The organism is Pandoraea sp. LA3 (assembly GCF_022696215.1).
GTDB lineage: Bacteria > Pseudomonadota > Gammaproteobacteria > Burkholderiales > Burkholderiaceae > Pandoraea > Pandoraea capi.
The window spans coordinates 537,780-564,180 of record NZ_PTPY01000036.1; the positions used below are offsets into that span (position 1 = coordinate 537,780).

General features: G+C 64.3%; 25 protein-coding genes. 8 read left to right on the forward strand and 17 right to left on the reverse strand.

Going from position 1 to position 26,401, the window contains the following annotated elements; translation table 11 throughout:
• Nucleotides 1-52: 52 nt before the first annotated feature.
• The 8 genes from ureC to C5N93_RS20865 all read right to left on the reverse strand — a co-directional run bounded on the left by ureC (nucleotide 53) and on the right by C5N93_RS20865 (nucleotide 6,259).
• Nucleotides 53-1,753, reverse strand: coding sequence for an urease subunit alpha (ureC, locus tag C5N93_RS20830; RefSeq protein WP_242560738.1), 1,701 nt, complete (start codon nucleotides 1,751-1,753; stop codon nucleotides 53-55).
• The gene (locus C5N93_RS20835; RefSeq protein WP_069342051.1) at nucleotides 1,750-2,055 is read right to left on the reverse strand and encodes an urease subunit beta; all 306 of its coding nucleotides are present in this window, start codon (nucleotides 2,053-2,055) and stop codon (nucleotides 1,750-1,752) included. The genes ureC and C5N93_RS20835 overlap by 4 nt, the downstream gene beginning before the upstream one ends.
• 38 nt (nucleotides 2,056-2,093) lie before the next feature.
• The gene (locus C5N93_RS20840) at nucleotides 2,094-2,747 is read right to left on the reverse strand and encodes a HupE/UreJ family protein (RefSeq protein ID WP_242560739.1); all 654 of its coding nucleotides are present in this window, start codon (nucleotides 2,745-2,747) and stop codon (nucleotides 2,094-2,096) included.
• A gap of 106 nt (nucleotides 2,748-2,853) precedes the next feature.
• Nucleotides 2,854-3,156 carry an urease subunit gamma gene (locus tag C5N93_RS20845; RefSeq protein WP_039407388.1) on the reverse strand — a complete coding sequence of 101 codons (303 nt, stop codon included), beginning with the start codon at nucleotides 3,154-3,156 and terminating at the stop codon, nucleotides 2,854-2,856.
• 195 nt (nucleotides 3,157-3,351) lie between these two features.
• On the reverse strand, nucleotides 3,352-4,074 hold the full coding sequence (locus C5N93_RS20850) for an amino acid ABC transporter ATP-binding protein (protein WP_069342052.1): 723 nt from the start codon (nucleotides 4,072-4,074) through the stop codon (nucleotides 3,352-3,354).
• The gene (locus C5N93_RS20855) at nucleotides 4,061-4,711 is read right to left on the reverse strand and encodes an amino acid ABC transporter permease (RefSeq protein ID WP_242560740.1); all 651 of its coding nucleotides are present in this window, start codon (nucleotides 4,709-4,711) and stop codon (nucleotides 4,061-4,063) included. The genes C5N93_RS20850 and C5N93_RS20855 overlap by 14 nt, the downstream gene beginning before the upstream one ends.
• Complete coding sequence (locus tag C5N93_RS20860; protein WP_150720844.1) at nucleotides 4,708-5,394, reverse strand: amino acid ABC transporter permease; 687 nt, start codon at nucleotides 5,392-5,394, stop codon at nucleotides 4,708-4,710. The genes C5N93_RS20855 and C5N93_RS20860 overlap by 4 nt, the downstream gene beginning before the upstream one ends.
• Before the next feature lie 94 nt (nucleotides 5,395-5,488).
• Nucleotides 5,489-6,259: a transporter substrate-binding domain-containing protein gene (locus C5N93_RS20865; RefSeq protein ID WP_069342118.1), complete on the reverse strand. Its 771-nt coding sequence runs from the start codon at nucleotides 6,257-6,259 to the stop codon at nucleotides 5,489-5,491.
• Nucleotides 6,260-6,833: 574 nt separating this feature from the next.
• Between C5N93_RS20865 and C5N93_RS20870 the strand changes: the two genes are divergently transcribed.
• The gene (locus C5N93_RS20870) at nucleotides 6,834-7,427 is read left to right on the forward strand and encodes an isochorismatase family cysteine hydrolase (protein ID WP_242560741.1); all 594 of its coding nucleotides are present in this window, start codon (nucleotides 6,834-6,836) and stop codon (nucleotides 7,425-7,427) included.
• A 144-nt stretch (nucleotides 7,428-7,571) separates the two neighbouring features.
• On the opposite strand, the gene C5N93_RS20875 is transcribed toward C5N93_RS20870, so the two are convergent.
• On the reverse strand, nucleotides 7,572-8,030 hold the full coding sequence (locus C5N93_RS20875) for a MarR family transcriptional regulator (RefSeq protein ID WP_242560742.1): 459 nt from the start codon (nucleotides 8,028-8,030) through the stop codon (nucleotides 7,572-7,574).
• A 161-nt stretch (nucleotides 8,031-8,191) separates the two neighbouring features.
• On the opposite strand from C5N93_RS20875, the gene C5N93_RS20880 reads away from it, so the two are divergent.
• Both C5N93_RS20880 and C5N93_RS20885 read left to right on the forward strand, forming a co-directional pair.
• Nucleotides 8,192-8,605, forward strand: coding sequence for an organic hydroperoxide resistance protein (locus C5N93_RS20880; protein ID WP_242560743.1), 414 nt, complete (start codon nucleotides 8,192-8,194; stop codon nucleotides 8,603-8,605).
• A 22-nt stretch (nucleotides 8,606-8,627) separates the two neighbouring features.
• Nucleotides 8,628-9,971, forward strand: a complete 1,344-nt coding sequence (locus C5N93_RS20885; protein WP_242560744.1) for an epoxide hydrolase — start codon at nucleotides 8,628-8,630, stop codon at nucleotides 9,969-9,971.
• A 75-nt stretch (nucleotides 9,972-10,046) separates the two neighbouring features.
• Here C5N93_RS20885 and C5N93_RS20890 read toward each other — a convergent pair whose 3' ends face one another.
• From C5N93_RS20890 to urtA, 6 genes are all read right to left on the reverse strand, one after another.
• Nucleotides 10,047-10,928, reverse strand: coding sequence for an urease accessory protein UreD (locus C5N93_RS20890; protein ID WP_242560745.1), 882 nt, complete (start codon nucleotides 10,926-10,928; stop codon nucleotides 10,047-10,049).
• 224 nt (nucleotides 10,929-11,152) lie between these two features.
• Nucleotides 11,153-11,854 carry an urea ABC transporter ATP-binding subunit UrtE gene (urtE, locus tag C5N93_RS20895; protein ID WP_069342058.1) on the reverse strand — a complete coding sequence of 234 codons (702 nt, stop codon included), beginning with the start codon at nucleotides 11,852-11,854 and terminating at the stop codon, nucleotides 11,153-11,155.
• Nucleotides 11,855-11,856: 2 nt separating this feature from the next.
• The gene (gene urtD, locus C5N93_RS20900) at nucleotides 11,857-12,723 is read right to left on the reverse strand and encodes an urea ABC transporter ATP-binding protein UrtD (protein ID WP_242560746.1); all 867 of its coding nucleotides are present in this window, start codon (nucleotides 12,721-12,723) and stop codon (nucleotides 11,857-11,859) included.
• Nucleotides 12,720-13,922, reverse strand: a complete 1,203-nt coding sequence (urtC, locus tag C5N93_RS20905) for an urea ABC transporter permease subunit UrtC (protein ID WP_242560747.1) — start codon at nucleotides 13,920-13,922, stop codon at nucleotides 12,720-12,722. Before urtC ends, urtD begins: the two co-directional genes overlap by 4 nt.
• Complete coding sequence (urtB, locus tag C5N93_RS20910) at nucleotides 13,923-15,545, reverse strand: urea ABC transporter permease subunit UrtB (protein ID WP_242560748.1); 1,623 nt, start codon at nucleotides 15,543-15,545, stop codon at nucleotides 13,923-13,925. It abuts the gene before it with no gap.
• A gap of 63 nt (nucleotides 15,546-15,608) precedes the next feature.
• A complete protein-coding gene (gene urtA / locus C5N93_RS20915) occupies nucleotides 15,609-16,865 on the reverse strand; it encodes an urea ABC transporter substrate-binding protein (protein ID WP_242560749.1) in 1,257 nt (418 codons plus the stop codon).
• Between the two features lie 517 nt (nucleotides 16,866-17,382).
• Here urtA and C5N93_RS20920 point away from each other — a divergent pair.
• The 3 genes from C5N93_RS20920 (at nucleotide 17,383) to C5N93_RS20930 (ending at nucleotide 20,830) form a co-directional block, all read left to right on the forward strand.
• Nucleotides 17,383-18,654, forward strand: a complete 1,272-nt coding sequence (locus tag C5N93_RS20920; protein ID WP_242560750.1) for an MFS transporter — start codon at nucleotides 17,383-17,385, stop codon at nucleotides 18,652-18,654.
• Nucleotides 18,655-18,708: 54 nt separating this feature from the next.
• Complete coding sequence (locus C5N93_RS20925) at nucleotides 18,709-19,707, forward strand: helix-turn-helix domain-containing protein (protein ID WP_242560751.1); 999 nt, start codon at nucleotides 18,709-18,711, stop codon at nucleotides 19,705-19,707.
• Between the two features lie 265 nt (nucleotides 19,708-19,972).
• A complete protein-coding gene (locus C5N93_RS20930) occupies nucleotides 19,973-20,830 on the forward strand; it encodes a retroviral-like aspartic protease family protein (protein WP_242560752.1) in 858 nt (285 codons plus the stop codon).
• A 5-nt stretch (nucleotides 20,831-20,835) separates the two neighbouring features.
• Here the strand turns inward: C5N93_RS20930 and C5N93_RS20935 are convergent, their stop codons facing one another.
• Nucleotides 20,836-22,284 carry a PLP-dependent aminotransferase family protein gene (locus C5N93_RS20935; protein ID WP_242560753.1) on the reverse strand — a complete coding sequence of 483 codons (1,449 nt, stop codon included), beginning with the start codon at nucleotides 22,282-22,284 and terminating at the stop codon, nucleotides 20,836-20,838.
• A gap of 236 nt (nucleotides 22,285-22,520) precedes the next feature.
• Here C5N93_RS20935 and C5N93_RS20940 point away from each other — a divergent pair, with 236 nt between their 5' ends.
• Together C5N93_RS20940 and C5N93_RS20945 are read left to right on the forward strand one after the other, a co-directional pair.
• On the forward strand, nucleotides 22,521-23,852 hold the full coding sequence (locus C5N93_RS20940) for an aspartate aminotransferase family protein (protein ID WP_139133171.1): 1,332 nt from the start codon (nucleotides 22,521-22,523) through the stop codon (nucleotides 23,850-23,852).
• A 109-nt stretch (nucleotides 23,853-23,961) separates the two neighbouring features.
• Entirely contained in the window at nucleotides 23,962-25,488 is a 1,527-nt protein-coding gene (locus C5N93_RS20945) for a CoA-acylating methylmalonate-semialdehyde dehydrogenase (protein WP_242560754.1), read from the forward strand.
• 108 nt (nucleotides 25,489-25,596) lie between these two features.
• Here the strand turns inward: C5N93_RS20945 and pxpA are convergent, their stop codons facing one another.
• Nucleotides 25,597-26,340 carry a 5-oxoprolinase subunit PxpA gene (gene pxpA / locus C5N93_RS20950; RefSeq protein ID WP_242560755.1) on the reverse strand — a complete coding sequence of 248 codons (744 nt, stop codon included), beginning with the start codon at nucleotides 26,338-26,340 and terminating at the stop codon, nucleotides 25,597-25,599.
• Nucleotides 26,341-26,401: the final 61 nt, after the last annotated feature.

Genomic DNA, 26,401 nt, shown 5'->3' on the forward strand with positions numbered 1-26,401 from the left:
ACGACGAGGGGTTGTCCGCCGGAGCGGGCGATGCGGAATCTTGCGGCATGGGTCAGAAAAGGAAATAACGTTGCGCCATCGGCAGCACGGTCGCCGGCTCGCACGTCAGCAGTTGGCCGTCCGCGATGACCTGATAGGTCTCGGGGTCGACGCTGATCTGCGGCAGCCAGTCGTTGTTGATCATGTTGGCCTTGGTCACCTGCCGGATATTGCGCACCGGCACGATGCGCTTGGACAGCCCGAAACGGCCCGCCACGTCGCCATCGTACGCTGCTTGCGACACGAACGTCAGCGAGGTGCGCGCCATGGCCCCGGCCCGTGCCCCGAACATCTCGCGGTAATGCACCGGCTGCGGCGTCGGGATCGACGCGTTCGGGTCGCCCATCAGCGCCGTCGTGATCATGCCGCCCTTGAGAATCAGCGACGGCTTCACGCCGAAGAACGCCGGCTCCCACAGCACCAGATCCGCCCACTTGCCGACTTCCAAAGACCCGATCTCATGCGCCATGCCGTGCGTGATCGCCGGGTTGATCGTGTACTTCGCCACGTAGCGCTTGACGCGGAAGTTGTCCGACTGTGACGAGTCTGTCCCGAGCGCGCCGCGTTGCACCTTCATCTTGTGCGCCGTCTGCCACGTGCGCATGACGACTTCGCCCACACGCCCCATTGCCTGCGAGTCCGAGGAGATCATCGACAGCGCGCCGAGGTCGTGGAGGATGTCTTCCGCCGCAATCGTCTCGCGACGGATGCGCGACTCGGCAAACGCGATGTCCTCCGCAATGGCCGGATCGAGGTGATGGCAGACCATCAGCATGTCGAGGTGTTCGTCGAGCGTGTTGATGGTGTACGGCCGGGTCGGATTGGTCGACGACGGTAGCACGTTCGCCTCGCCGCATACCTTCAGGATGTCCGGAGCGTGACCGCCGCCGGCGCCTTCGGTGTGATACGTGTGAATCGTGCGACCCTTGATCGCCGCGACGGTGGCTTCGACGAAGCCGCCCTCGTTGAGCGTGTCGGTGTGAATGGCGACCTGCGTATCGGTGGCGTCGGCCACGGACAGGCAGGCGTCGATGGCGGCAGGCGTGGAGCCCCAGTCCTCGTGAAGCTTCAGGCCGATGGCGCCGGCTTCGATCTGCTCCATCAACGGCTCGGGCTGACTCACGTTGCCCTTGCCGAGGAAGCCGAGGTTGATCGGCCAGCCGTCGGCGGCCTGGAGCATGCGCTCCATATGCCACGGCCCCGGCGTGCAGGTGGTCGCGTTGGTGCCCGTCGCGGGGCCGGTGCCGCCGCCGAGCAGCGTCGTCACGCCGGACGATAGCGCCTCTTCGATCTGCTGCGGACAGATGAAGTGGATGTGCGAATCGATACCGCCGGCCGTGACGATCATGCCTTCACCGGCAATGACCTCCGTCGCCCCGCCCAGCGGAATCGTCACGCCCGGCTGGATGTCGGGATTGCCCGCCTTGCCGATCCCCCAGATACGGCCATCCTTCAGGCCGATGTCGGCCTTGACGATGCCCCAGTGATCGATGATGACGGCGTTGGTGATGACGGTATCGACCACGTCGGCGCGGGTGCGCTGCGACTGCCCCATGCCGTCACGGATCACCTTGCCGCCGCCGAACTTCACCTCTTCGCCGTAGATCGTGTAATCGCGTTCGATCTCGATGATGAGTTCCGTATCGGCCAGACGCAGCCGGTCGCCCGTCGTCGGGCCGAACATTTCCGCATACGCGCGGCGAGAAATCTTCATAGCGCCCCCATGACGCGACCCGCAAAGCCGTAGACGCGGCGATCGCCCGCCAGCGCCACCAGTTCGACCGTTCGTTGTTGCCCCGGCTCGAAGCGCACCGCCGTCCCGGCGGCGATATTCAGGCGAAAGCCACGCGTGGCGTCACGGTCGAATTGCAGGGCGTCGTTGACCTCAAAGAAGTGGAAGTGCGAGCCGATCTGGATCGGACGGTCGCCGGTGTTGGCAACCGTCACGCTGAGGGTCGGACGACCCTCGTTCAGCGTGATTTCGCCATCGGCAGGCAGCAGCTCTCCGGGAATCATGGGCGTCTCCGTCTCCGGGAAATGTTCGGGTGTCTCGATCAGGTCGCCGCGACGAGCAGCGTCGCGCCGTAGGCGAGCACGCCCGCGCCGAGCAGACGCGGCAGCCACACCGTGCGGTTGCGCAGTGCCACGCCCGCGGCGATGCCGATGCAATGCAGCATGCCGGTCGCGGCCAGGAAGCCGGCCATGTAGTGCATGGCGCTCGCTTCATCAGGCAACTCCGCGCCGTGCGCGAAGCCGTGGAAGATCGCGAACGCACCGACGATGGCGGCGCCGGCCCAACCGGGCAGTTGTGCGCGCGTGGCCAGCATCAGACCGAGCACGAGCAGCGAGACGGCGATCATCGGCTCGACCAGCGGCAGGGAGAACCAGTGCATCATGCCGAGCAGGCCGCCGGCGGCGAGCATCGCGACGAAGGCGAGCGGTGCAGCCCACACGCGTTTGGACGTCAGCGAACTCCACAGTCCGACCACGATCATCGCGCACAGGTGATCGGCGCCGGTCAGCGGATGCAGGAAGCCTGCGGCGAAGCTGCTTGCGGCGTCGTGGCCCGGATGCCCCGGGTGGGCGAGCGCGACGCCGGACGTCGCGAGCAGCGCGAGGCCGGTCGCCACGCGAGCGAGGCGACGTGCGCCGTTGGGAGTGACGGAGGTCGTTTCGCTCACGTCGTGCAGGTGGTCGGGGCGGGGCATGGGGGGACGTCCTAAAAGAATGGTTATCGAGGACAAATCAATCGGGTCACGGCGACGTTCTGTGTCATTCAGCGCCTGGCTGACGACACCGAGGTGTCCGTGACGCTCAGGGAATCGGGTGATGCACGGTGACGAGCTTGGTGCCGTCCGGGAAGGTGGCTTCCACCTGAATGTCCGGAATCATCTCGGGCACGCCTTCCATGACGTCGTCACGGGTGAGCAGCGTCGTGCCGTAATGCATGAGGTCGGCGACGGTGCGTCCGTCGCGCGCGGCTTCCATGAGGGCGGCGCTGATAAACGCCACGGCCTCGGGGTAGTTCAGTTTCAGACCGCGGGCACGCCGCCGTTCGGCGAGCAGGGCAGCGGTGAAAATGAGCAGCTTGTCTTTTTCGCGTGGCGTGAGCTTCATCGTGACAGGTGAATTTCAATGCGAAGGGGTCAGGGGACGGGCGTCGTTGCCGCACATCATAAGCACGAGTCCAACGCCGCGCCACTGGGTTTTACCGTCGCCGTGTTACGCACCAAAACCGTGCGAAATCCGCGGCGTCGCGACGGGGCGTGCGGCGTGGAAACTGCGACGACGTGCCCCGGTTTCACTGCGAAATCATTGAGAGATGAACCGCTGCAATTCCTGCGTGGCGGGCTGCGTGAAGAGCTGTTCCGGATCGCCGGATTCCCAGATCTTCCCCTGATGCATGAACACCACGCGGTCCGACACGTGGCGGGCAAAACGCATCTCGTGCGTGACGAGAATCAGCGTCATACCTTCCGCGGCCAGGTCTTCGAGCACCTTGAGCACTTCCGCGACCAGTTCCGGATCGAGCGCCGAAGTAATTTCGTCGCACAGCAGCACCGCCGGGTGCATCGCGAGCGAACGGGCAATCGCCACGCGCTGCTGCTGGCCGCCGGAGAGTTGTGACGGATAGCTGTCGAACTTGTCGGCCAGCCCTACCTTCGCCAGCATGGTGCGGGCCACTTCGCGCGCCTCGGCTTTCGACGTCTTCTTGACGACCTTCTGCGCGAGCATCACGTTCTCGCCCGCCGTCAGATGCGGGAAGAGGTTGTATTGCTGGAACACCATGCCGACCTTCAGGCGCAGGGCGCGCAGATCGGTGTCACGTGCGCCGACGAGCACACCGTCGACGTCGACGCTGCCGGCATCGAAGCTCTCCAGGCCATTGAGCGTGCGCAGCAATGTGCTCTTGCCCGAGCCGCTCTTACCGATGATCGATACGACCTGACCGCGCTCGACTTCCATGTCGATGCCTCGCAGCACGGGGTTTTCGCCGAAGCGCTTTTGCATTCCCCTGACTTTAATCAGCGACATGGAGTTTCCTTTCGAGATGACGCGCCCACAGCGACAGCGGGTAGCAGGCAGCGAAGTAGAGCAGTGCGACGAGGCCGTACACGGTGAACGGCTGGAACGTCGCGTTGGTAAGCATGGTGCCGGTCTTGGTGAGTTCGTCGAAGCCGATGATCGACGCGAGCGCCGTGCTCTTGACGACCTGCACCGAGAAGCCGACCGTCGGCGCGATGGCGATGCGCAGCGCCTGCGGCAGGATCACGTGACGCAACTGTTCGCCGTAGCGCATGGCGAGGCTCGACGAGGCTTCCCACTGACCGTGCGGGATGGCGTCGACGCAGCCGCGCCAGATTTCCGTCAGATAGGCGCTCGTGTAGAGCGTGAGGCACACGGCGGCGGCCACCCACGGCGACACCTCCAGGCCGAGCAACGGCAGCCCGAAGAACACCAGAAACAGTTGCATGAGCAGCGGCGTGCCCTGAAACACTTCGATGTACAGCGCCACGGCGCGCGCGGCCCACTGCACGCGACCGACACGAATGACCAGCAGCAACAGCGCGACCAGTCCGCCGCACACGAAGGCGATGGCCGAGAGGGCGAGCGTCCAGCGACCGGCGAGCATCAGCCCGCGCAGCATGTCCCACAACGAGAATTCGATCATCGCGCACCTCCCTTGACCTTGACCATGCCGCGGAACAGGCGTCTGGCGCAGCGCATGAGCACGCGACGCAGCGCGATGGCGAGCACGAGATAGAGCGCGGTGACGATCAGATAGCTTTCGAAGGCGCGGAACGTGCGCGACTGCACGAAGTTCGCGGCATACGACAGATCCGGCACGGAGATTTGCGACACGACTGCCGAGCCGAGCATCACGATGACGATCTGGCTTGCGAGCGCCGGGAAGACCTTGGCGAACGCTTGCGGAAGGATCACGTGACGCAGAATCTGCCCTCGCGTCATGGCGAGCGACAGCCCGGCTTCCGAGAGTCCGCGCGGCACCGCCCGCATGCCGGCGCGGATGATCTCGGTGGCATAGGCGCCGAGGTTCAGACTCATGGCGATGATGGCGGCGGTCGTCTCGTCGATGCGAATGCCCAGACTGGGCAGACCGAAGAAGATGAAGAAAAGCTGAACGATGAACGGCGTGTTGCGAATGAGTTCGACGTAGGCGCCCGCAAAGAGTCTGGACCAGTTCGATCCTTCCTCGCGGGCGACGGCGCACAGCGCACCGATGATCACGCCGATGACCGTGGCGATGGCTGTGAGCACGATCGTCAGCGCGGCGCCGCGCACGAACAGCATGAAGTATTGCCGCAGATCGGCAAAGTCTAGGACGTAATGCATGAAGCGGACATGGAGGGATGCACGTGGGCGGTCAGCGAGGCGTGACGCTTAAGCGTTTCTTGCGCCTCGGGGAGTTATGCGTGTCTGCGGTCGATCAAAGGTCGGTCGGCAGCGGCATGCCGAGCCACTTCTGCGAGACCTTGCCCAGCGAGCCGTCTTTCTTCGAGGCGGCGATGATCGCGTTGACCTTGGCGAGCAGACGCGGCTCGTTCTTGTTCAGGCCGACGAAGCAGGGCGAGTTCTTGATGAGGAACTTCGGCTCGGGCAGCTTGGGCGGATGCTTCGCGACGATGGCGGCGGCCACGACGTTGCCCGTCGCAACGAGTTGCACCTGACCCGACAGGAACGCCGAGATGGTGCCGTTGTTGTCTTCGAAGCGCTTGATGGTGACGTCAGCCGGGGCGACCTTCGAGAGTTCGAGGTCTTCCACGGCGCCGCGCGTCACGCCGATGGTCTTGCCCGACAGGTCGGCGGGCTTGGCCACGGCGAGGTCCTTCGGACCGAACACGCCGTTATAGAACGGGGCGTAGGCGTCGGAGAAGTCGATGACCTTCTCGCGCTCGGCGTTTTTGCCGAGGCTGGAGATCACGAGATCGGCCTTGTTCGTCGTGAGGTACGGAATGCGGTTGGCGCTGGTCACCGGCACGAGTTCGAGCTTCACGCCCATGCCCTTGGCGAGCAGCGCTGCGGTGTCGATGTCGTAGCCGACCGGCTTCATGTCGGCGCCGATCGAGCCGAACGGCGGGAAGTCCTGGGGCACGGCCACACGCAGGGTGCCGCGCTTGACGATGTCGTCGAGGCCGTCGGCGTGCGCGGCGCGCGGCATGACCACCGCGAACGCGGCGATGGCGCTCACGCTCAGCATCAGCGTGGCGAAGAGACGGCGGGCACGGGCGCGCGCGCCGAGCGTGGCGGCGATGGTGTCGTGAGCGGTGGTGGAGCGGATGAACGGCAGCATGTCGGCAACCTCGTGGGTCGGGGGCGAAGCATTCCGGTAACAGGAGTGTTCCGGCGGCCGGCTCATCTGGTCTGACCGGTCGATACAGTGAGGTAGCAGGAATCGTGCCCGGGATCGTCAAATCGCGTGCAGGCTTACGGCACAAGGCGAAGAGGCGCGTCGGCCAACGAAGGGCGACATCGGCGCGGGCTGGCGCGCAAAGGCGCGTTGCCCGAAGTTGGTGCGTAAACGTGAGGGCCCACGCGCACCCTGGTAACGGATATCACCGTAATGGTGCGTGGTGGTGGAGAGGTGGGCGAGGGGAGGAGTGAGGGGGGAGAGGGGGAGACGGGGCGAGAGAGGGCGCGCGAGGCGCCGGGTGTCAGCGCGACGTCTCACAGGGATCGGCGCGGTGACTTGACGGCGAGGGAGCGGAAGCTGACAGTGGCGGCGTTGCGATCGGATCGCTTTCCCAACTGAATGCTTCGCCGGAGATATGACGATGTCAGCCCAGCTACACCTCGACCCCACCAAGTCCGCGTTGCTCGTGATGGACTATCAGCCGTTCATCCTGCAACACAACGTCGCGCCGGAACGTCACGCCGGGATTCTCGGCAAGACCGCGCAATTGCTTAGCGCGGCCCGTGCCGCGAAGATGACGGTGGTGTATGTCCAGGTCGGGTTCCGCGCCGGCCATCCCGAAGTCAGCGCGCGCAATCGCATCTTCTCGGGGATCAAGGCGAACGGCGTGCTGCTGCTCGATCAGCCGGACACGGCGATTCACGACGATGTCGCACCGCAAGCCGGCGAAGCGGTCGTGATCAAGCATCGTATCGGCGCATTCAGCGGCACCGACATGCAGACGCTGCTGCGCTCGGCCAACGTCGATACGCTCGTGCTTGCCGGTGTGACGACGAGCGGCGTGGTGCTGTCTACGACGCGTCAGGCGTTCGATCTCGATTATCGCGTGGTGATTGCGCGTGACTGCTGCCCGGACCCCGACAGCGAAGTCGAGCGGGTGCTGCTGGACAAGGTGCTGGCGCGCAACGCGGATATCGTCACCGCACAGGACGTGCTCGGCGCATTGTCAGCGTGAACGGCAGGCATCGGCACGTGCGTTGCGGTCGTGTCGATGCGTGTATTGAGGCGTACACGAGGTACGCCACTCGTCAGCGGGCCCTTCGTCGGGCCTGTTGATACGGCTCGTCGCCGGAGTACAGGTCGCTTTACCTCGGAGCGATCAATCCTGCCCGGTGTGCTTGAGCAGGCTGTCGCGCATTTTCACGATGGCCTTTTGCGTGCGGTCGAATTCCTCCGGATCCAGTCCGGTCGCGGCGACCAGATCACGCTGCCCACCCTTCTCGCGTAGCTGTCTGCCGGCGTCCGTCAGGCTGACGATGACTTGCCGTTCGTCGGCGGGATCGCGCTGCCGGCGCAAATAACCCAGTTCTTCGAGCTTTTTCAGGATGGGCGTGAGCGTGTTCGATTCGAGGAACAGCTTCTCCCCCAGCTGCTTCACGGAAATACCGTCGTGTTCCCAGAGCGCCACGATCGCAATCCACTGCGTATAGGTCACGCCGAGGTCTTCGAGCAGGGGCTTGTAGGCACGGCCGAAGGCCAGGTTGGCCGAATACACCGCGAAGCACAGGAAGTCGGAAAGCTGAGGCAGCGCGGGCTCGGGAGTCTTCGATTTACTCATGTCGGTCGGGTCGGATCAGTCGATTTACGATATACATCGTATCCGATTTAATCGGAATGCGTTGACTTTTGGATTTCGTTGCTGCAATATGCATCGCATCCGATCAAATCGGATGCGAATCAAAAGAAGTATCCACCGACGAAACCCAAGAGGAAATCATCATGGCAAGCAAAGTGCTCTATACCGGCAAGACCCACACCACTGGCGGCCGCGACGGCTGGGCCCGCAGTTCCGACAGCAAGCTCGACATCAAGCTGTCCGCCCCCGGTTCCACCGGCGCGGGCACGAACCCCGAGCAACTCTTTGCTGCGGGCTGGTCTGCGTGCTTCATCGGCGCGATGGGGCTGGCGGCGGCCAAGCTGAAGATCCAGTTGCCTGCCGATACCGCTGTCGACGCGGAAGTCGATCTCGCGAATGCCGATGGCGCGTACTTCCTTCAGGCGCGTCTGAACGTCAGCCTGCCCGGGCTCGAGCGCGATGTCGCCCGTTCGCTCATCGACGCGGCACACCAGACTTGCCCGTATTCCAAGGCGACCCGCAACAACATCGACGTCGAGCTGAACCTCGTCGGATGACCTGACTTCCGGAGACATCGACATGCCATCCGCAAAGCGCTCGCGCTCCATGCGCTCTCTTCGTGCGGTCCGCCTGATGGCGGTTTCCGCGACCGTGCTGTCCATCGGCTTGATCACGTCCGCTGCGGCTGAGGCCGCACAACCGGTCGGCGAGACAGCGACGGCAAGCGCATCGACGCAAGCCGTCGACACCTCGATTCGTCCGTTTCACTACCACGCCTCGGACCAGGCGTTGAAGGATCTGCGTCGGCGTATCGTCGCCACCCAATGGCCCAGCCGCGAACTGGTGAACGACGGCTCGCAGGGTGTTCAACTGGCCACGATGCAGCGGCTGGCGCAGTACTGGGCGAAGGACTACGACTGGCGTCGCGTGGAAGCGAAGCTCAATGCGCTGCCGCAGTTCGTGACGACCATCGACGGCGTCGACATCCACTTCATCCACGTACGCTCGAAAAACAAGAACGCCTTGCCGATCATCGTGACGCATGGCTGGCCGGGGTCGGTCATCGAGCAACTGAAGATCATCGATCCGCTGACCAACCCGACAGCGCATGGCGCTCAGGCGGACGATGCCTTCGACGTCGTCATCCCGTCGTTGCCGGGCTATGGTTTTTCCGGCAAACCGACCGAACTCGGCTGGGACCCGGCGCACATTGCGCGTGCGTGGACAGAGCTGATGCGTCGACTCGGCTATCAGCACTTTGTCGCGCAGGGCGGCGACTGGGGCGATGCCGTGACCGAGCAGATGGCGGTGCAGGCGCCGCCGGCGTTGCTCGCGATCCATACGAACATGCCGGGTGCCGTGCCCGACGAGATTCAGAAGTCGCTCGATGCACATCAACCGCCCCCAGCTGGTTTATCGGCGGACGAAAAGCGCGCGTACGAGCAACTCGACTTCTTCTATTCGCACGGGCTGGCCTATGCGCAGGAGATGAGCGCGCGTCCGCAGACGCTCTACGGCATTGAAGATTCCCCGATCGGTCTGGCGGCGTGGATGCTCGACCACGACGCCCGCAGCTACGCGCTGATTGCCCGCGTGTTCGATGGCAAACAGGAAGGGCTGACGCGCGACGACGTGCTGGACAACATCACGTTGTACTGGCTCACCAAGACTGCGGTGTCGTCGGCGCGGTTGTATTGGGAGAACAAGCTGGCGTTCTTCGCGCCGAAGGGCATCAAGATCCCGGTTGCGGTCAGCGCGTTCCCGGACGAGCTTTATCAAGCGCCCGAAAGTTGGGCCAGAAAGGCGTTCCCCAACCTGATCTACTACAGCCGTCCGGCCAAGGGCGGTCACTTCGCCGCATGGGAGCAGCCGGAAACGCTGACGCAGGATCTGCGTCAGGCATTCAGGTCGATGCGTCAATGAGGGTGTGACAGAGTGGCGGCAAAGGGCGGACGTGGTTCGCCCTTTGTTGCGTCCGTCGCCGTGCTTTGAGTCGTATCAGGTCGACCAGATCCGCAGCGGTTCGGCGGGAACGTTGTGCACGAGCGGGCGGAGCTTGAGCCAATGGGCGATGAGCAACCGGCGGGCTGTCTCCATGTCGTGACTGAGCACGCGCAGCACCAGCACATTGCCCGGCAGGCAGGTGATGCCCGCGCGAATCTCGTCGTCGAACGGCAGTCCTTCGGCCAGCGCCTCGGCCAACTCACGCGTGCATGCCGGACCCACAGCCCACAGTGCGGCGAAGACGGGGAAGCCCGCGAGGCCGGTCGCGCCGGTGCGTTGGGCGTCGTCCGCGCCGAGCACCGCCTGCTCGGCCCACAGCAGACGGTCCTGCGCGTCGCGCAATTCGAAGTTCGAGCGCCAGCGGCCCTGCGTCCATTGCTCGCCAGCGGCCTGACGACCGAGGAGCGTCGCGTCCCAGCCGATCGCCGTGGCGTGATCGCCGAGTCGCACCGTGATCGTCTGACGCGCATCGGCATGCTCGAACACGATGTTCTCCAGCGGCAACCAGTCGAGCTTCGCGCCGTCGCGCACGGTGAGCTTGATGTCCTGCGTGCCGAAGCGCCCTTGCGACTTGTACCACTTGGTCGCGCCCGGCGTCGTCAGCACGGCGTGCGCGTTATTGCCCACGTCGATGTCGATGGACAGCGCATCGCCCCCCGCAACGCCGCCGGGCGGATGCACGACGACCGCGTGGCAGATACCCGGGCCTTCCGGGTGAAGCGACTTCTGAACGACGAGCGGGCCCTTGTGCCGACGCGTTGCAAGCACGGTGCGCGCCTGCTGACGCACGAAGCCGAGTGTGAGTTCGGCATGCCAGCCCGTGGATGACGTCGCGGGTGCCGCCGACGCCGATGTCGGCGCAGAGGTTGACGGCATAGCGGTGGGAACGTCTGGATGATTCATGAGAGACGGAAACTTGCGCAAGCGCGGGCGTGCCTGTGGACGGTGAGCGAATACCGAATCGCGGGTCGCGAACAACACGGCACGCAACACCGCTCGCGGGCTAACGGAATATCGCGACGAATGGCGCGAATCTATCACGCGCCGCGACGTCGCGACATCCCGTTCGGCGTTGGATGCGTCGACGCGTCGACGCGTCGTTACACCGCCACCATGTGCCGCACACCGTCGGCTTCCATATCCTTGCCCAGACCGCTCGCGACGATGGCCCCGCGACTCATCACGCGGTAGTGATCCGCGAGTTCGAGCGCGAAGTCGTAATACTGCTCGACGAGCAGCACCGTCATGCCGCGCTCATCCACGAGGCGTCGCAGCGTGCGTCCGATGTCCTTGATGATCGACGGCTGAATGCCTTCCGTCGGCTCGTCGAGAATCAGCAGCTGCGGATCGCTCATGAGTGCGCGTCCGATGGCGAGCTGCTGCTGTTGTCCGCCGGACAGATCGCCGCCGCGCCGCTGCTTCATGTCGCGCAACACCGGGAACAGCTCGTAGATGTCGTCCGGCACGCCGCGCTTGGCTTCACGCGACGGACGGCTCGCCGCGCCGATCAACAGATTCTCCTCGACGGTGAGGCGCGGGAAGATCTCGCGCCCCTGCGGCACGTACGCCAGTCCGCTCGACACACGGGCATAGGAGGGCGAGGACGTAAGCGTCTTGCCGCGCCACGCGATGCTTCCCGACTTTACCGGCACCACGCCCATGAGGCATTTGAGCAGCGTGGTCTTGCCCACGCCGTTGCGTCCGAGCAGCACGGTGAGTTGCGCGTCGGGCACCGTGAATTCCACGTTGCGCAGGATGTGACTGCCGCTGTAGTACTGATTGAGTGCGTGAATTTCCAGCATGGTCAGCGTCCCAGATACGATTCGATCACGCGCTCGTCGCGTTGCACCGCGTCGAGCGTGCCTTCGGCGAGCACCCGGCCTTCGGCCATCACCGTGACGAGACCCGTTTCGCCCGCGAGCGCCGCGACGAACGCCATGTCATGCTCGACCACCATCATCGAGCAATGGCCGCGCAGACGGTTGAGCAGTTCGGCCAACTGCGCCGTTTCCTCGTCGGTCATACCGGCCGCCGGCTCGTCGAGCAACAGCAACTGAGGCTGCTGCATCAACAACATCCCGATCTCCAGCCGCTGCTTCTGACCGTGCGACAACTGACCGGCGCGCACGTGCGCCTGATGTTCGAGATGCGTGAGCGCGAGGACTTCTTCGATACGGCGTCGCATCAACGGGGTGAGCATCGCCCACAGCGCGTGGAACCAGCGCTTGTCGCCGGCGCAGGCGAGTTCAAGGTTTTCCCAGACACTGTGATGCTCGAACACCGTCGGCTTCTGGAACTTGCGACCGACGCCAGCCTGCGCGATGGCGGGTTCGTCCAGTCGCGAGAGGTCGAGCGTCTGCCCGAGGAAGGCGCGACCCGAGTCGGGACGCGTCTTGCCGGTGATCACGTCCATCATCGTCGTCTTGCCCGCGCCGTTCGGACCGATGATGCAGCGCAGTTCGTCGGTCTTGATCGACAGCGAGAGATCGTTCAGCGCGCGAAAGCCGTCGAACGATACGGAAATGTTCTCGAGGTAGAGGATGAGGCCGTGCGACGTATCGATCTCACCCGGCACCACGAGGTGCGACATGCCGGTGGCGTCGCCGCTGACGGTCACGGAGGCATCCGGCGCGTCGGCCTCCTGCCAGCGAATGTCGTAGTCGGGTCTCATGCGCGGTCTCCGGAAACGGGATGGGGCACGTCGCCTTCGGCGGCAGCCGGCGCGTGCTGCGTGCGTTTGCGCGTGAGTTGCGAGACGAGTCCCATCACCCCCTGCGGCAGCAACAGCGGTACCAGCACGAACATCGCGCCGAGGAAGAACAGCCAGTATTCGGCGAAGTACGCGGTGAAGAAGCTCTTTGCACCGTTCACGATGAACGCACCGGCAATTGCACCGATGAGCGAGCCGCGTCCGCCGATGGCGACCCAGATCGCCATTTCGATGGAGTTGACCGGCGCCATCTCGCTCGGATTGATGATGCCGACCTGTGGCACGTACAGCGCACCGGCAATGCCGCACAGCATGGCGGACAGCGTCCACACGAACAGCTTGTAGCTGAGCGGCCGGTAGCCGAGGAACATGGCGCGCGATTCGCCGTCGCGAATGGCAGTCACGACACGGCCGAACTTCGACACGACCAGCGCGCGGCACAGCAGGAACGCACCGACCAGCACCGCGAACGTCACCAGAAACAGCACGGTGCGCGTGTTCGCCGAGGTGATCGAGTAACCCAGAATTCGCTTGAAATCCGTGAAGCCGTTGTTGCCGCCGAAGCCGGTTTCGTTGCGATAGAACAGCAACATGGCTGCAAACGTGAGCGCCTGCGTGATGATCGACAGATAGACGCCCTTCACACGCGAGCGGAACGCCAGATAGCCAAAGAGCCAGGCGACCACACCGGGCAACGCGACGACGAGAAACATCGCCCACGCGAAATGCTCGGTGCCGGTCCAGTACCAGGGCAGTTCCTTCCAGTCGAGAAACACCATGAAGTCCGGCAGGTCGCTGTGATACACGCCGTCACGGCCGATGCCGCGCATGAGGTACATGCCCATCGCATAGCCGCCGAGCGCGAAGAACAGGCCGTGACCGAGACTCAGAATGCCGCAGTAGCCCCACACCAGATCGAGCGCGAGCGCCGCGATGGCGTAGCACATGATCTTGCCGACGAGCGTCATGGCGTAAGCCGACAGGTGCAGCGGATGCGTGGCGGGCAGCACCAGCGCACACACCGGCACGATCACCATGACGGCCAGCACGAAAGCCAGCAACAGCGGGGCCACGTGTTTGGGCAGCAACCGCGCGCGTGCCGGAACATCCAGCGACATCGTCGGTGCAACGCCTTCGGGGAGAAAGTTCGACGTTTGCATTCAGGCCTCCGCGCTGCGCCCTTTGAGCGCAAACATGCCCTGGGGGCGCTTCTGGATGAACAGCACGATCAGGATCAGCACGGCGATCTTGGCGAGCACGGCGCCCCACACGGGTTCGAGCAGCTTGTTGGCGATGCCCAGACCGAACGCGCCGACGATCGTCCCGGCAAGCTGACCCACGCCGCCGAGCACCACGGCCATGAACGAGTCGATGATGTAGCTCTGACCGAGGTCGGGGCCGACGTTGCCGATCTGCGAGAGTGCGCAACCGCCCAGTCCGGCGATGCCTGCACCGAAGGCGAAGGCGTAGCTGTCGACGCGTCCCGTCTTCACGCCCACGCAGGCGGCCATGGCGCGGTTCTGCGTCACGGCGCGAATGAACAGGCCGAGGCGCGTGAGGTTCAGCACCGACCACGTAATCGCCACGACAGCCAGCGCGAACACGAGAATCACGATGCGGTTGTACGGCAGCATCAGGTTCGGCAGCACGGCAATGCCGCCGCTCATCCATGACGGATTGATGACTTCGACGTTCTGCGCGCCGAACAGCGTGCGCACCGCCTGAATCAGCAGCAGGCTGATACCGAAGGTCGTGAGCAGCGTCTCCAGCGGACGTCCATACAGATGCTTGATGACGGTGCGCTCCAGCACGAAGCCGACGGCGGCCGCGACGAGAAAGGCCGTCGGCACGGCAGCGACGAGATAGAAATCGAACGCACCCGGTGCGAAGCGCTGAAAGAGCGTCTGCATGACATAGGTGGCATAGGCGCCGATCATCAGGAATTCACCGTGCGCCATGTTGATCACGCCGATGAGGCCGTACGTGATCGCCAGACCGAGGGCGGCGAGCAGGAGCACGCTGCCGAGCGAGAGACCGGCGAAGACCGTGCCGAAGAACTCGCTGCGGCGCTGTGCCGACGCCAGTTGCGTGAGGGCGATGTCGGCGGCGCTGCGCACGGTGGCATCCGGCTCGGCGTAGGTGCCGTCAGCCTGTTTGGCGACGATGGGCAGCAGCAGGTCGCGCATCTGCGGATCGCCGGCGGCGGCGATCAGGTCGATGGCTTCGCGGCGCTTCTTCGGATCGGCGTCGTGCAGGGCCGTTTGCGCCCAGAGCTGATCGAGACGCTTGCGCAATGCCGGGTCCGTCTCCTTCTGGCGGGCTTGCTCGATGAGCGCCTTGAACGCGGGCGACGGGTTTTGCAGCATCGTGTCGATCGCTTGCGCACGCGTGTCGTGATCCGGCGAGAGCAGCGCACCGGCGGCCGCGGCGGTGGCGACCTTCGCGCGCAGCACGTTGTTGAGCGTGAGCGATCCGGCGTCGTCGGCCTTGACCGGCGCGCCCGTGATCGGGTCGACGTATTTGTCGTCCTTCTGAATGGCGATGCTGTTGCCCACGGTAGCTGCCGTGTCGTCGGCGAGCGCTTTGAGCAGGGCTGCGGCCTGCGGCGAACCGTCGGCAGCGAGGTGATCGATGGCTTGAGCCTTGGCGTCGAAATCGTCACCGGCGAGGGCGGCGAGATCGTCGTTGGTGACGGCCGCACGGGCCGTGGAGGACATCGTCAGCGCAGCGCCCAGAGAGATCAGGACAAGGGCGGCAGCGGTCCAGCGTCTTATCGTTATCATGCGAAACCTCTGCATGCGCCGGAAGCCGTCGGTGCGGCTCCGGCGCAGGGAATGGAAGGAAGATCAGACCTTGTCGGGCTTGCCTTCGTTACCCGCGATGAACGGGCTCCACGGTTGGGCGCGCACGGTCGACTTCGTCTTCCACACGACGTTGAACTGACCGTCCGGGCGGATTTCGCCGATCATCACCGGCTTGTGCAGGTGGTGGTTGCCGTCCATGACCATGTCGAAGCCGTCCGGCGACTTGAAGGACTGGCCGATCATGGCGGTGCGCACCTTGTCGACGTCCGTGCTCGCGGCCTTCTCGACGGCCTGCTTCCACATATGCATGCCGACGTAGGTGGCTTCCATCGGGTCGTTCGTCACGCGCTTGTCGCCGCCGGGCAGCCCCTTGGCCTTGACGTACGCGAACCATTCCTTCTTGAACGAATCGTTGGTCGGGTTTTTCACCGACATGAAGTAGTTCCACGCCGCGAGGTGACCCACCAGCGGCTTGGTGTCGATGCCGCGCAGTTCTTCTTCGCCGACGGAGAACGCCACGACCGGCACGTCCGTCGCTTTCAGGCCCTGGTTGCCGAGTTCCTTGTAGAACGGCACGTTCGAGTCACCGTTGATCGTCGAGATGACGGTGGTCTTGCCGCCCTGGGCGAACTGCTTGATGTTGGCGACGATGGTCTGATAGTCGCTGTGACCGAACGGCGTGTAGACCTCCTGAATATCCTTGTCGGCCACGCCCTTCGAGTGCAGGAACGCGCGCAGGATCTTGTTGGTCGTGCGCGGGTAGACATAGTCGGTGCCGAGCAGGAAGAAGCGCTTGGCACTGCCGCCTTCCTTGCCCATCAGATATTCCACGGCCGGAATCGCCTGCTGGTTCGGCGCGGCGCCGGTGTAGAAGACGTTCTTCGACATCTCTTCGCCTTCGTACTGCACCGGGTAGTAGAGCAGGCCGTTGAGTTCTTCGAAGACCGGCAGCACCGACTTGCGCGACACGGAGGTCCAGCAGCCGAACACGGCGGCGACCTTGTCCTTGGTGAGCAACTGGCGTGCCTTTTCGGCGAAGAGCGGCCAGTTCGACGCCGGGTCGACGACCACGGCTTCGAGCGGACGACCCATCACGCCGCCGCGGGCGTTGATGTCGGCGATGGTCATGAGCGCGACATCCTTGAGCGACGTCTCCGAGATGGCCATCGTGCCCGAGAGCGAATGCAGGATACCGACCTTGATGGGCTGCTTGCTTTGCGCGAACAAGTTCGGCGCCATGCCGGTAAGCGATGCGGCGCCCGAGAGGGCCGCCATCTGGAGTAGCGTGCGTCGTTTCATGGTACGTCTTCCCCTATTCCTGGTTAGACCGGAGGATCCGGTATTCGGGGACTAACGCAAGGGCCGTGCCAGCATGCGTGGATGTCGCCGCGATGGCGGCTTCTCACGTGTGCGAGCGACGTATCGGAGGCCGACCGGATGGCCGGAATTCACCTTGGTATTCAAACTTGCATCCAAGTTTTCCGGGCTTTGGCGCGCAGGCGAAAGTTGACCTCCCATCGTCCTTTCGGCCGAGGGGTGGCCGCCCGGCGAGAGGCACGTTGGTGCGGTGACGCGCTGAGTTGGTGCGCACCGATTTGGCGCGACGCTCGCGCTGTGGATCACCTTTGTGCATGGGAGGCCGGGTAAGGCTGGGCAATCGTCTGCCGATCTCCGCCGAGGCGGCCGGGCGCACGATCGGCGAACGCGATCCTCCCACTCGGTGGCACTTTTTGATGCATGATTGGCATTCGTGCCAAATCGGCCGACGGCAAGATGAGGACTCTCAACGATTCCCCACTTGTCTGATTCCACGCATATGACCGATACCGTCGCCGGGCGCGATGCGCCACCTACCGATCCAGCCGAGCTTGCGCGCCGCCGACTCGGACGCCGCTACGCCGCCGTGCTTGCCGCCTGCCAGGCGCTCTACACCGCCGCGCTGTCGGTCGACCTGACGCTCACGGGCCTCGTCGGCTACATGCTGGCGTCCGACAAGGGCTACGCCACGCTGCCGTTCTCGTTGATCACCGTGGCGTCTGCCATCACGACGATCTTCGCGTCGATGCTCATTCAGCGCTTCGGCCAGCGACTCGGCTTCGCGCTGGGGGCGCTGTTCGGCACGGTGGGCGGGCTGGTGTCGGTCATGGCGATCTACGAGCGTCACTTCGCCATGTTCTGCGCGGGCACGGCATGCGTGGGCGTCTTTCAGGCGTTCGCGCGTTATTACCGGTTGGCGGCGGCGGACGTCGTGCCTGTCGAAGACAAACCGCGTGCGATCTCCGTGGTGCTCACCGGCGGTGTGCTGGCCGCCGTGATCGGCCCGGCGCTCGCTGCCGGCAGCAAAGACTGGCTCGCGCCGGTGACGTTCGCCGGGTCGTATCTCGTCGTCACGCTTCTGTCGGGCGTCTCGCTGGTGCTGCTCGTGGGATTCCTGCGCGATCTGCCGGTGCATGCGGCAAGCGGCGCGGCGGGCGCTGCTCATGAGTTGCCGGCGCGGCCGCTGGGCGAGATCATGCGTCAACCGATTTACATGGCGGCGCTGGCGAACAACCTGATCGGCTTCATGGTGATGATGTTCGTGATGACGGCCACGCCCATCGCGGCCGTCGCCTGCGGTCACAGCATCGACGATGGCGCCCACATCATCGAGTGGCATCTGGTCGGGATGTATGCGCCGTCGTTCTTTTCCGGCCATCTCGTGAAGCGCTGGGGCGTGGTGCCGGTGCTGCTGCTGGGTATCGGCATGTCGGCGCTGTGCGGCGTGCTGGCGCTGATGTCGACGAGTCTCGCGTATTTCTATGCTGCGCTGGCGTTCCTCGGTGTCGGCTGGAACTTCATGTTTGTGGGCGGCACGACGCTGCTGACCATGTCGTATCGTCCGGCAGAGCGTGCACGTGCGCAGGCGGCCAACGAATTCATCACCTTTGCCGGGACGGCGCTGGCGAGTCTGTTCGCCGGTCAGTTGCTGGCGCGTTTCGGCTGGTCGACGATCAATCAGGCGACATTCCCGCTGCTGCTGATCGCGGCGATGGCGACGGTGTGGTACGCCGTCGATGCGAAGCGGCGCGAGATGCAGGTCGCGGCCTGATGCACACCCGTTCATGAGTTCATCTATGTGTCCGTCCCTGCGTCGATAGCCATCATGAATCCACCCGATCATCCACCCCGTCTGGTCGCGTTTCTCATCGTGCCGCCGTTCGTTCTGCTCGACCTGGCGGGGCCGTTGGATGCGTTTCATGCCGTCATCCGCAACTACACGGAGACAGGGCAGGAGGCGCCTTACCGAACGGTGGTGGTATCCGAGCATGGCGGGCCGGTGGAGACGGGGTCGGGCATTACGTTGCACACGGAGCCGATGCGCGCGCTGGACACGATGCCGGTCGACACGCTGGTCGCGGTGGGTGGCGCGGTGGCGCATCGTCCTGCGGTGCCGGGGCCGGTGGGCGACTGGTTGCGCGGCTATGCGCCGAACGTGCGACGCGTGTGTTCTGTGTGTGTCGGGGCGTTCATCCTCGGTTCGGCGGGGTTGCTGGACGGGCGTCGCGCCACGACGCACTGGCTGGATACGGCGATGTTGCAGCAGTGCTTTCCGCAGGCGCTGGTCGAGTCCGATCCGATCTACGTGCGTCAGGACCCGGTGTGGACATCGGCAGGCATTACGGCGGGCATCGACCTCGGGCTGGCCTTGATCGAGGACGACTGGGGCGTGGACGTTGCGTTGCAGGCGGCGCGTCGGCTGGTGGTGTTTCTCAAGCGCGCGGGCGGACAGTCGCAGTTCAGTCCGCCGTTGCAGGAGCAGTTCGCGGCGGGCGCACCGTTCGGCGATCTGCATGCGTGGATGTCCGAGCGGCTGGACGGCGACTTGTCGGTGATGCGTCTGGCGGAGCAGGCGAACATGAGTGCGCGCACGTTCGCGCGCAGCTATCTGGCGCGCACGGGATCGACGCCCGCGAAGGCGGTGGAACGGATGCGTCTGGAAGCGGCGAGATTCGCGCTGCTCGACACGGACGCCCCGCTAAAACGCATCGCCGCGCGCGTGGGCTTCGGCGACGAACAGAACCTGCGCCGCGCGTTCCAACGTCAGTACGGTGTCACGCCGGTGGCGTATCGGGAGAGGTTTGGAGTGGGGGAGACGGTGTAGCACGGGGTGGCGCGCTGCTTCTTACGACGTAGTGAAATAGAGACGGAAACGTAAAGAGCCGCCATTGGAGAGAAATTCGGAATCTGCCGATTCCCGAATACTCTGGGGCCGTCGATACTTCTTGCATCGCGATTCTTGCCAGACTAGCCCCATGTGTTTCCCCATATTCATACGTTATTGCTTGTGGTGCGTCCTTGTGACGGTGTTGTCGCTCTCAATGGTGGCAACCGCACAATCGCAACGGTGCAGCGCATCATGGCCTTCAGTGAAACCGATCTTCGAATCGTCAATTCGCTACGGCAGTCCAGAGCACAAAGCCAATCCTTTCATCATCGTTCAGATTGATGGACAGCGCTTCAAGATGTTGCTCGATACTGGGTCGAATCGTCATGTCATGTGGGATGCGCGGTTGACGAAAGGGAAGACGGCAGCGGGAGGTGGTGCAGAGGTGCTGATTGCTATTGCATCATCAACGCAGGCACGTTCGCGCCTGCTCGAGATAGAAGACGCTGGCGGACGCCGGATCAAGCAGAGCTTTTATGTCATCGACGAAACACCGCTGATGGCAGATGGATTTTCCGGAATCTTAAGCCCTCAGTACCTGGCGGATGACAAGGTGTCCATCTTGAATTTCAAAGATGATTGCTTTTTCGTGAGTGATCGATTCGAGCCGGTCGCCAATGGGAAATTTCGAATCGCGGACGGAAAGGCATTGCCTAATAGGCATCGGGTGATGGCGATACCCTTGGGCGTTCACAATGCTCGAATCCCAGTGATTGTCGACTCCGGTGCTCAAACGACGTCACTTCCACGCGCTCTTATCAAAGGCGGTCGGCCAGGGCGTCGCAGCCCTCCAACCACCGATTTGTTGGGCGTTGAGGTGGTAAGTGACCCGCTTACGAAGCAAGTCGATCTCTCTCTCAATGGAGAAATCCTTCCTCGTCATCCAGTTGCATCGCGAGCCGTACCGGTTGAAGGCGGCGTTGCAAGTCTCGGCGCGATAGGGATGGACATCCTCCGCAACAAAATTGTGTTCCACGACGATGACCGTTGCCGTTTCGCATTGTTAGAGCCGATCAATGCGGCGGGGACCGATCCCGCAACCGTACAAGAACATTCGTAGGCGATTTACGCCGCCAGCCTCCCTGCCGCCGCACGATCCAGAAAGCGGAACAGGCGAGCGTCATCCGAGTAGGCGACGTTGAAACGGAACCAGTGGCAAGGCTCGTTGTGCGCCAAGAAGAATTCGCCCGGGGCCAGCATAATGCTCTCGAGCAACGCGGCTTCGGCCAGCTCCCGTGCCGAGGGAGATGTCGACGGCAGACTCCCGCACACGAACATCCCGCCTTCCGGTTGCGCCAGCAGCGTCACCCCATGCGATTGCAGTTGCGTGATCAGGCGCGCACGCGAGCGCGTGAGACGGTCCGACAGACGTTCGATGTGCTTGCGGTGGCGTCCTTCGGTGAGGATCGCATGCACGATGCGCTCGTTGATCTCCGACGACGTGAGACCCGCCACCATCTTGCTGCGCGCGATTTCGTGCGCCAGATCGCGTGAACACGCGAGATACCCCACGCGCACCGACGGCGAGATCGTCTTCGAAAAGCTCGACACGTAGATCACGCGCGATAACCCGTCCATCGCAGCAAGCGACGGTGTGCCAGCCGGGGCCAGTTCCCGGTAGATATCGTCTTCGACGATCCAGAAACCATGCTGCTCGGCACACTGCAATATCCGATGCGCCGACGCCGGGCTGAGCGACGTCCCCAACGGATTCTGCAACGCCGGATTCACGAACAACGCGCGTGGCCGATGCGTCTGCGCCGCCTGCTCCAGCGCCGCGAGATCCAGCCCGGCTTCCGTGCGGGGGATGCCCACGACGTTCAGGCCCGCGAGCCGCAACACCGCCAGCAAATTGCAGTACGCCGGGGCCTCGACCAGTACCGTGTCGCCCGGCTTGAGCAACGTCCGCACGATCAGATCGAGTGCCTGCGTGGCGCCCTGCGTGAGCACGATCTGCTCAGGCGGCGCGTCGATGGACAACTCGCCGAGACGGCGTGTGAGCCACTGTCGCAACGGCCCGTAGCCGTGCGGATGCCCGTAATGCGCAAAGTGCGCGCCCGGCCCCTTCGACAACGAACGCAGCGCGCCATGCAGACCGTCTTCGTCCAGCCAACTGTCCGGTAGCCATCCACAACCGCTTTTCACCGCGATGGAGTCGTCCGCGAAGATTTCGGACAGCAGCCACGCATTGGTGACCTCGCTTGCCGTCGTCGCCATCGTCGGTTTGCCGCTGCGGGTGAGCGTGCCGACGTCGCGGGCATCGGCTGCGCCCGCCACGAAGAACCCCGCGCCGCGCCGTGCCACGAGCGTGCCTTGCGCCACGAGACGGTCGTACGCCTCGACGACGGTGAAAGTGCTGATGCCGTGGGCCTTCGCCAACGACCGGATCGACGGCATCCGCATACCGGCATGCAGCGTCTGGCGCTGTAGCGCGTGCTCGACTTCACGCACGATCTGGTCGACGAGCGCTTCAGGCTGGGCGCGGTTCAGGGAAAAGGCGAGCGGCTGGACCATGGGGGCAGGATCACGATAAGTGTCCGCTGCATTGGCTGTTGCCAATACAGTTTGAACGATTGACCGATACAGAATATACATTTTCCGAGTGACTGTACATGTCTGTACCGGTCGACCTCTCGTAGCATCGTTCCATCCACCCGTGGCGGCCGGTATTCGTCTCTGTATCCGTATTCGATAGCCGGCCTTGTCCCCGGACAACCCTGACCGAGCCAAGCCCCCTGGGGAGACCCGCGATGAACATGATGAAAGAACTGAATCTCGACATGACGGCGTTCTGGATGCCGTTCACCAACAACCGCCAGTTCAAGAGCTCGCCGCGTCTGCTGGTGAAGGCCGAGGGCATGTATTACACGTCGTCGGACAATCGTCAGATTCTCGACGGCACGGCCGGTCTGTGGTGCGTGAACGCGGGACACTGCCGTACGGAGATCGTCGAGGCGATCCGTCAGCAGGCCGGTGAGATGGACTTCGCCCCTACGTTCCAGATGGGCCACCCGAAGGCGTTCGAAGCCGCCGCCAAGATCGCCGAGATCACCCCGCAGGGCCTCGACCGCGTCTTCTTCACGAACTCGGGGTCGGAATCGGTCGACACTGCGCTGAAGATGGCGCTCGCCTACCATCGTGCCCGTGGGGAGGGCCAGCGCACGCGGCTCATCGGTCGTGAGCGCGGCTATCACGGCGTGGGCTTCGGCGGCATCTCGGTCGGCGGCATCTCGCCGAACCGCAAGGCGTACTCGGGCCAGTTGCTGCCCGCTGTGGACCATCTGCCGCACACGCTCAACATCAAGGAAGCCGCTTTCACGAAGGGCCAGCCGACGTGGGGCGCTCATCTGGCCGACGAACTCGAACGTCTGGTCACGCTGCACGACGCATCGACCATCGCCGCCGTGATCGTCGAGCCGCTGGCAGGCTCCACCGGCGTGCTGGTGCCGCCGCAGGGCTATCTGCAAAAGCTGCGTGAAATCTGCGACAAGCACGGCATTCTGCTGATTTTCGACGAGGTCATCACGGGCCTCGGCCGTCTGGGCAAGCCGTTCGCGGCACAGTATTTCGGCGTAACGCCGGACATCATCACGATGGCCAAGGGCGTGAACAACGCCGCGGTGCCGATGGGCGCCGTCGCGGTGAAGACGAACGTGCACGACACCATCGTGAACGCTGGCAACGCCGGCGCCATCGAGTTCTTCCACGGCTACACGTACTCGGGCCACCCGCTGGCCGCCGCCGCTGCCTGCGCCGCGCTCGACCTGTACAAGAACGATGGCCTGTTCGAGCGCGCCGCCAAACTGGCGCCGCACTTCGAGAAGGCGATTCACGGGCTGCGCGACCTGCCGAACGTTCTCGACATTCGCAATCTTGGGCTGGTCGGCGGTATCGAACTGTCGACGCGCGACGGCAAGCCCGGCGCGCGCGCCCACGAAATCTTCGTGAAGTGCTTCGAGAAGGGCGTGCTGGTGCGCTACACGGGCGACATTCTGGCGTTCTCGCCGCCGCTCATCATCAGCGAAGCGCAGATCGACGAACTGTTCGGCACGGTGGCCGAAGCGATTCGCGAGACGGCCTGAGCGTAGTGGCAGGGCGGGCACACGTCCGCCTCAGACATACCTGATCTATCAACGACAGGCGTCTGCCTAGCAGACGTCTGCCAACGACACAGCTTTCACGGATATCGACATGAATCAACGAGTCAGCACCGAACGTATCGAGCATTGGATTGGCGGCGCCGCCGTGGCATCGGGCGAAGCCGAACTGCGTTTCGGCGAAGTGACGAACCCGGCCACCGGCGAGGTGATCCGTCAGGTGGCATTGGGCGGCGCGGCAGACGTCGCGCAGGCGGTCGCCGCCGCCCGCGCCGCATTGCCGGCCTGGCGCGCCACGCCGCCGATGAAGCGCGCCCGCGTGATGATGAAGTATCGCGAGCTGCTGGAGACGAATCGCGAAGCGCTCGTGCAACTGATCACGCAGGAACACGGCAAGACGCTCGACGACGCCCGCGGCGAAGTCACGCGCGGCATCGAAGTCGTCGAGTTCGCCATCGGCATTCCGCATCTGCTCAAGGGCGAGATCGCGCCGCAGGTCGGCACGGGCGTCGATACGTATTCGATCCATCAGGCGGTTGGCGTGTGCGCCGGCATTACGCCGTTCAACTTCCCGGCGATGGTGCCGCTGTGGATGTTCCCGATGGCGGTGGCCTGCGGCAACACGTTCGTGCTCAAGCCGTCGGAGAAAGTGCCGTCGGCGGCGCTGCTGCTCGTGCGTCTGGCCAAGGACGCCGGGCTGCCGGACGGCGTGCTCAACGTCGTGAACGGCGACAAGGCGGCCGTCGATGCGCTGCTCACGCATCCGGATGTGAGCGCCGTGTCGTTCGTCGGCTCGACGCCCATCGCACAGTACATCTACAGCACGGCATCGGCGCACGGCAAGCGCGTGCAGGCGCTCGGCGGCGCGAAAAACCACGGTGTGGTGATGCCCGACGCCGATCTCGATTTCACCGTCGACGCCCTCATGGGCGCGGCGTACGGCTCGGCCGGCGAGCGCTGCATGGCGATCTCGGTGGCGGTGGCCGTGGGCGATGTGGCGGACGAACTGGTCGCGCGTCTCGCGCAAGCCGCGAAGTCGCTGCCGGTCGGCGACGGCACCGACCCCGTCGCGCAGATGGGACCGCTGATCACCCGCGTGCACTGCGACAAGGTGAAGGGCTTCGTCGACGCCGGGGTGGATGAAGGCGCCAGGCTCGTCGTCGACGGTCGCGACCTCAAGGTGGCGCAGCGCGACAACGGTTTCTTCATCGGTCCGTGCCTGTTCGATAACGTGACGCCGGAGATGTCGATCTACCGCAACGAAATTTTCGGGCCGGTGCTGTCGGTGGTGCGCGTGAATACGCTGGAAGAGGCGATCGCCCTCATCAACCGTAATCCGTATGCCAACGGCACGGCGGTGTTCACGACGTCGGGCGGCGCTGCGCGTCGTTTCGAAGACGAAATCGAAGTCGGCATGGTCGGCGTGAACGTGCCGATCCCGGTGCCGGTGTCGTACTTCTCGTTCGGCGGCTGGCGCAATTCGCTGTTCGGCGATCAGCACATCTACGGGCCGGAGTCGGTGCGTTTCTACACGCGCTCGAAGGTCGTGACCCGTCGCTGGTCGGAAGGGCGTCCGGCAAACGCCACGTCGTCGCTGGTGATGCCGACGCTGGGGCAGTAAGCATCGCGTCGATGCCGGGGAGGGCTCCGGCATCGCGCATCGCGCAAGTAAAAAACGCCGTCCGGGAAGTCCGCGGACGGCGTTGTCATTTGAACGGTTCGGGAGACGTCAGCGAGCCGGTGCGATTTCCACGCCCTCGTTGAGCAGGAAGCGGCGGATGCGTTGGGCAAACTCCAGCGCGTGCTCGCCGTCCCCGTGCAGGCAGACGGTCTGCGCCTGAATCGGCACGAACGTACCGTCGATCGCGCGCACGCGTTGCTCGCGCACCATCATCAACGTTTGCGCCAGCGCGTCTTCTTCGCGCTCGATCAGGGCGCCGGGCGTGCCGCGTTTGACCAGCGAGCCGTCCGGGTTGTAGCCGCGATCGGCGAACACTTCCTCGACCGCGTGCATGCCCGCCGCGCGTGCCGCCTTCACCAGTTCGCCGCCCGCCAGCCCGAAGACCGCGAGGTCGGTGTCGAACGCGCGAATCGCCTCGACGAGCGTCTCGGCCAGTGCCGGATCGCGGGCCGCCTGATTGTAGAGCGCGCCATGCGGTTTGACGTGCGTGAGCCAGCCGCCCTGCGCGCGTACCATCGCCGCGAGCGCGCCGATCTGGTACAGCATGCCGGCGCGAATCTCGTCGAGCGGGAGTTGCATTTCGGTGCGTCCGAAATTCTCCCGGTCGGGGAAGCTCGGATGCGCCCCGATGGCGACGCCGTTCTCCAGTGCCCATCGCACCACCTGTTGCATCGTGCCGGCGTCGCCCGCGTGCCAGCCGCACGCCACATTCGCCGAACTCACGAGCGCGAGCAGCGCTTCGTCGTCATCGCAACCTTCTCCGAGGTCGACGTTCAGATCGATCTTCGTCATACATTCTCCTGCGGGAACGGCAGCACTCGCTCTGGCCTCGGTTCCCGTCTTCTCTTCTTCA

Bases quoted from the DNA above. Each gene is read 5' to 3' on its own strand.
- C5N93_RS20860 (WP_150720844.1), bottom strand. From the start codon at position 5,394: ATGCATTACGTCCTAGACTTTGCCGATCTGCGGCAATACTTCATGCTG.
- urtE (WP_069342058.1), bottom strand. From the start codon at position 11,854: ATGCTGGAAATTCACGCACTCAATCAGTACTACAGCGGCAGTCACATC.
- urtB (WP_242560748.1), bottom strand. From the start codon at position 15,545: ATGATAACGATAAGACGCTGGACCGCTGCCGCCCTTGTCCTGATCTCT.
- C5N93_RS20920 (WP_242560750.1), top strand. From the start codon at position 17,383: ATGACCGATACCGTCGCCGGGCGCGATGCGCCACCTACCGATCCAGCC.
- C5N93_RS20945 (WP_242560754.1), top strand. From the start codon at position 23,962: ATGAATCAACGAGTCAGCACCGAACGTATCGAGCATTGGATTGGCGGC.
- C5N93_RS20880 (WP_242560743.1), top strand. From the start codon at position 8,192: ATGGCAAGCAAAGTGCTCTATACCGGCAAGACCCACACCACTGGCGGC.
- C5N93_RS20845 (WP_039407388.1), bottom strand. From the start codon at position 3,156: ATGAAGCTCACGCCACGCGAAAAAGACAAGCTGCTCATTTTCACCGCT.
- C5N93_RS20925 (WP_242560751.1), top strand. From the start codon at position 18,709: ATGAATCCACCCGATCATCCACCCCGTCTGGTCGCGTTTCTCATCGTG.
- urtD (WP_242560746.1), bottom strand. From the start codon at position 12,723: ATGAGACCCGACTACGACATTCGCTGGCAGGAGGCCGACGCGCCGGAT.
- C5N93_RS20855 (WP_242560740.1), bottom strand. From the start codon at position 4,711: ATGATCGAATTCTCGTTGTGGGACATGCTGCGCGGGCTGATGCTCGCC.
- C5N93_RS20840 (WP_242560739.1), bottom strand. From the start codon at position 2,747: ATGCCCCGCCCCGACCACCTGCACGACGTGAGCGAAACGACCTCCGTC.
- C5N93_RS20935 (WP_242560753.1), bottom strand. From the start codon at position 22,284: ATGGTCCAGCCGCTCGCCTTTTCCCTGAACCGCGCCCAGCCTGAAGCG.
- C5N93_RS20885 (WP_242560744.1), top strand. From the start codon at position 8,628: ATGCCATCCGCAAAGCGCTCGCGCTCCATGCGCTCTCTTCGTGCGGTC.
- C5N93_RS20835 (WP_069342051.1), bottom strand. From the start codon at position 2,055: ATGATTCCCGGAGAGCTGCTGCCTGCCGATGGCGAAATCACGCTGAAC.
- C5N93_RS20875 (WP_242560742.1), bottom strand. From the start codon at position 8,030: ATGAGTAAATCGAAGACTCCCGAGCCCGCGCTGCCTCAGCTTTCCGAC.
- C5N93_RS20850 (WP_069342052.1), bottom strand. From the start codon at position 4,074: ATGTCGCTGATTAAAGTCAGGGGAATGCAAAAGCGCTTCGGCGAAAAC.
- C5N93_RS20865 (WP_069342118.1), bottom strand. From the start codon at position 6,259: ATGCTGAGCGTGAGCGCCATCGCCGCGTTCGCGGTGGTCATGCCGCGC.
- pxpA (WP_242560755.1), bottom strand. From the start codon at position 26,340: ATGACGAAGATCGATCTGAACGTCGACCTCGGAGAAGGTTGCGATGAC.
- urtC (WP_242560747.1), bottom strand. From the start codon at position 13,922: ATGCAAACGTCGAACTTTCTCCCCGAAGGCGTTGCACCGACGATGTCG.
- C5N93_RS20940 (WP_139133171.1), top strand. From the start codon at position 22,521: ATGAACATGATGAAAGAACTGAATCTCGACATGACGGCGTTCTGGATG.
- urtA (WP_242560749.1), bottom strand. From the start codon at position 16,865: ATGAAACGACGCACGCTACTCCAGATGGCGGCCCTCTCGGGCGCCGCA.
- C5N93_RS20890 (WP_242560745.1), bottom strand. From the start codon at position 10,928: ATGCCGTCAACCTCTGCGCCGACATCGGCGTCGGCGGCACCCGCGACG.
- ureC (WP_242560738.1), bottom strand. From the start codon at position 1,753: ATGAAGATTTCTCGCCGCGCGTATGCGGAAATGTTCGGCCCGACGACG.
- C5N93_RS20870 (WP_242560741.1), top strand. From the start codon at position 6,834: ATGTCAGCCCAGCTACACCTCGACCCCACCAAGTCCGCGTTGCTCGTG.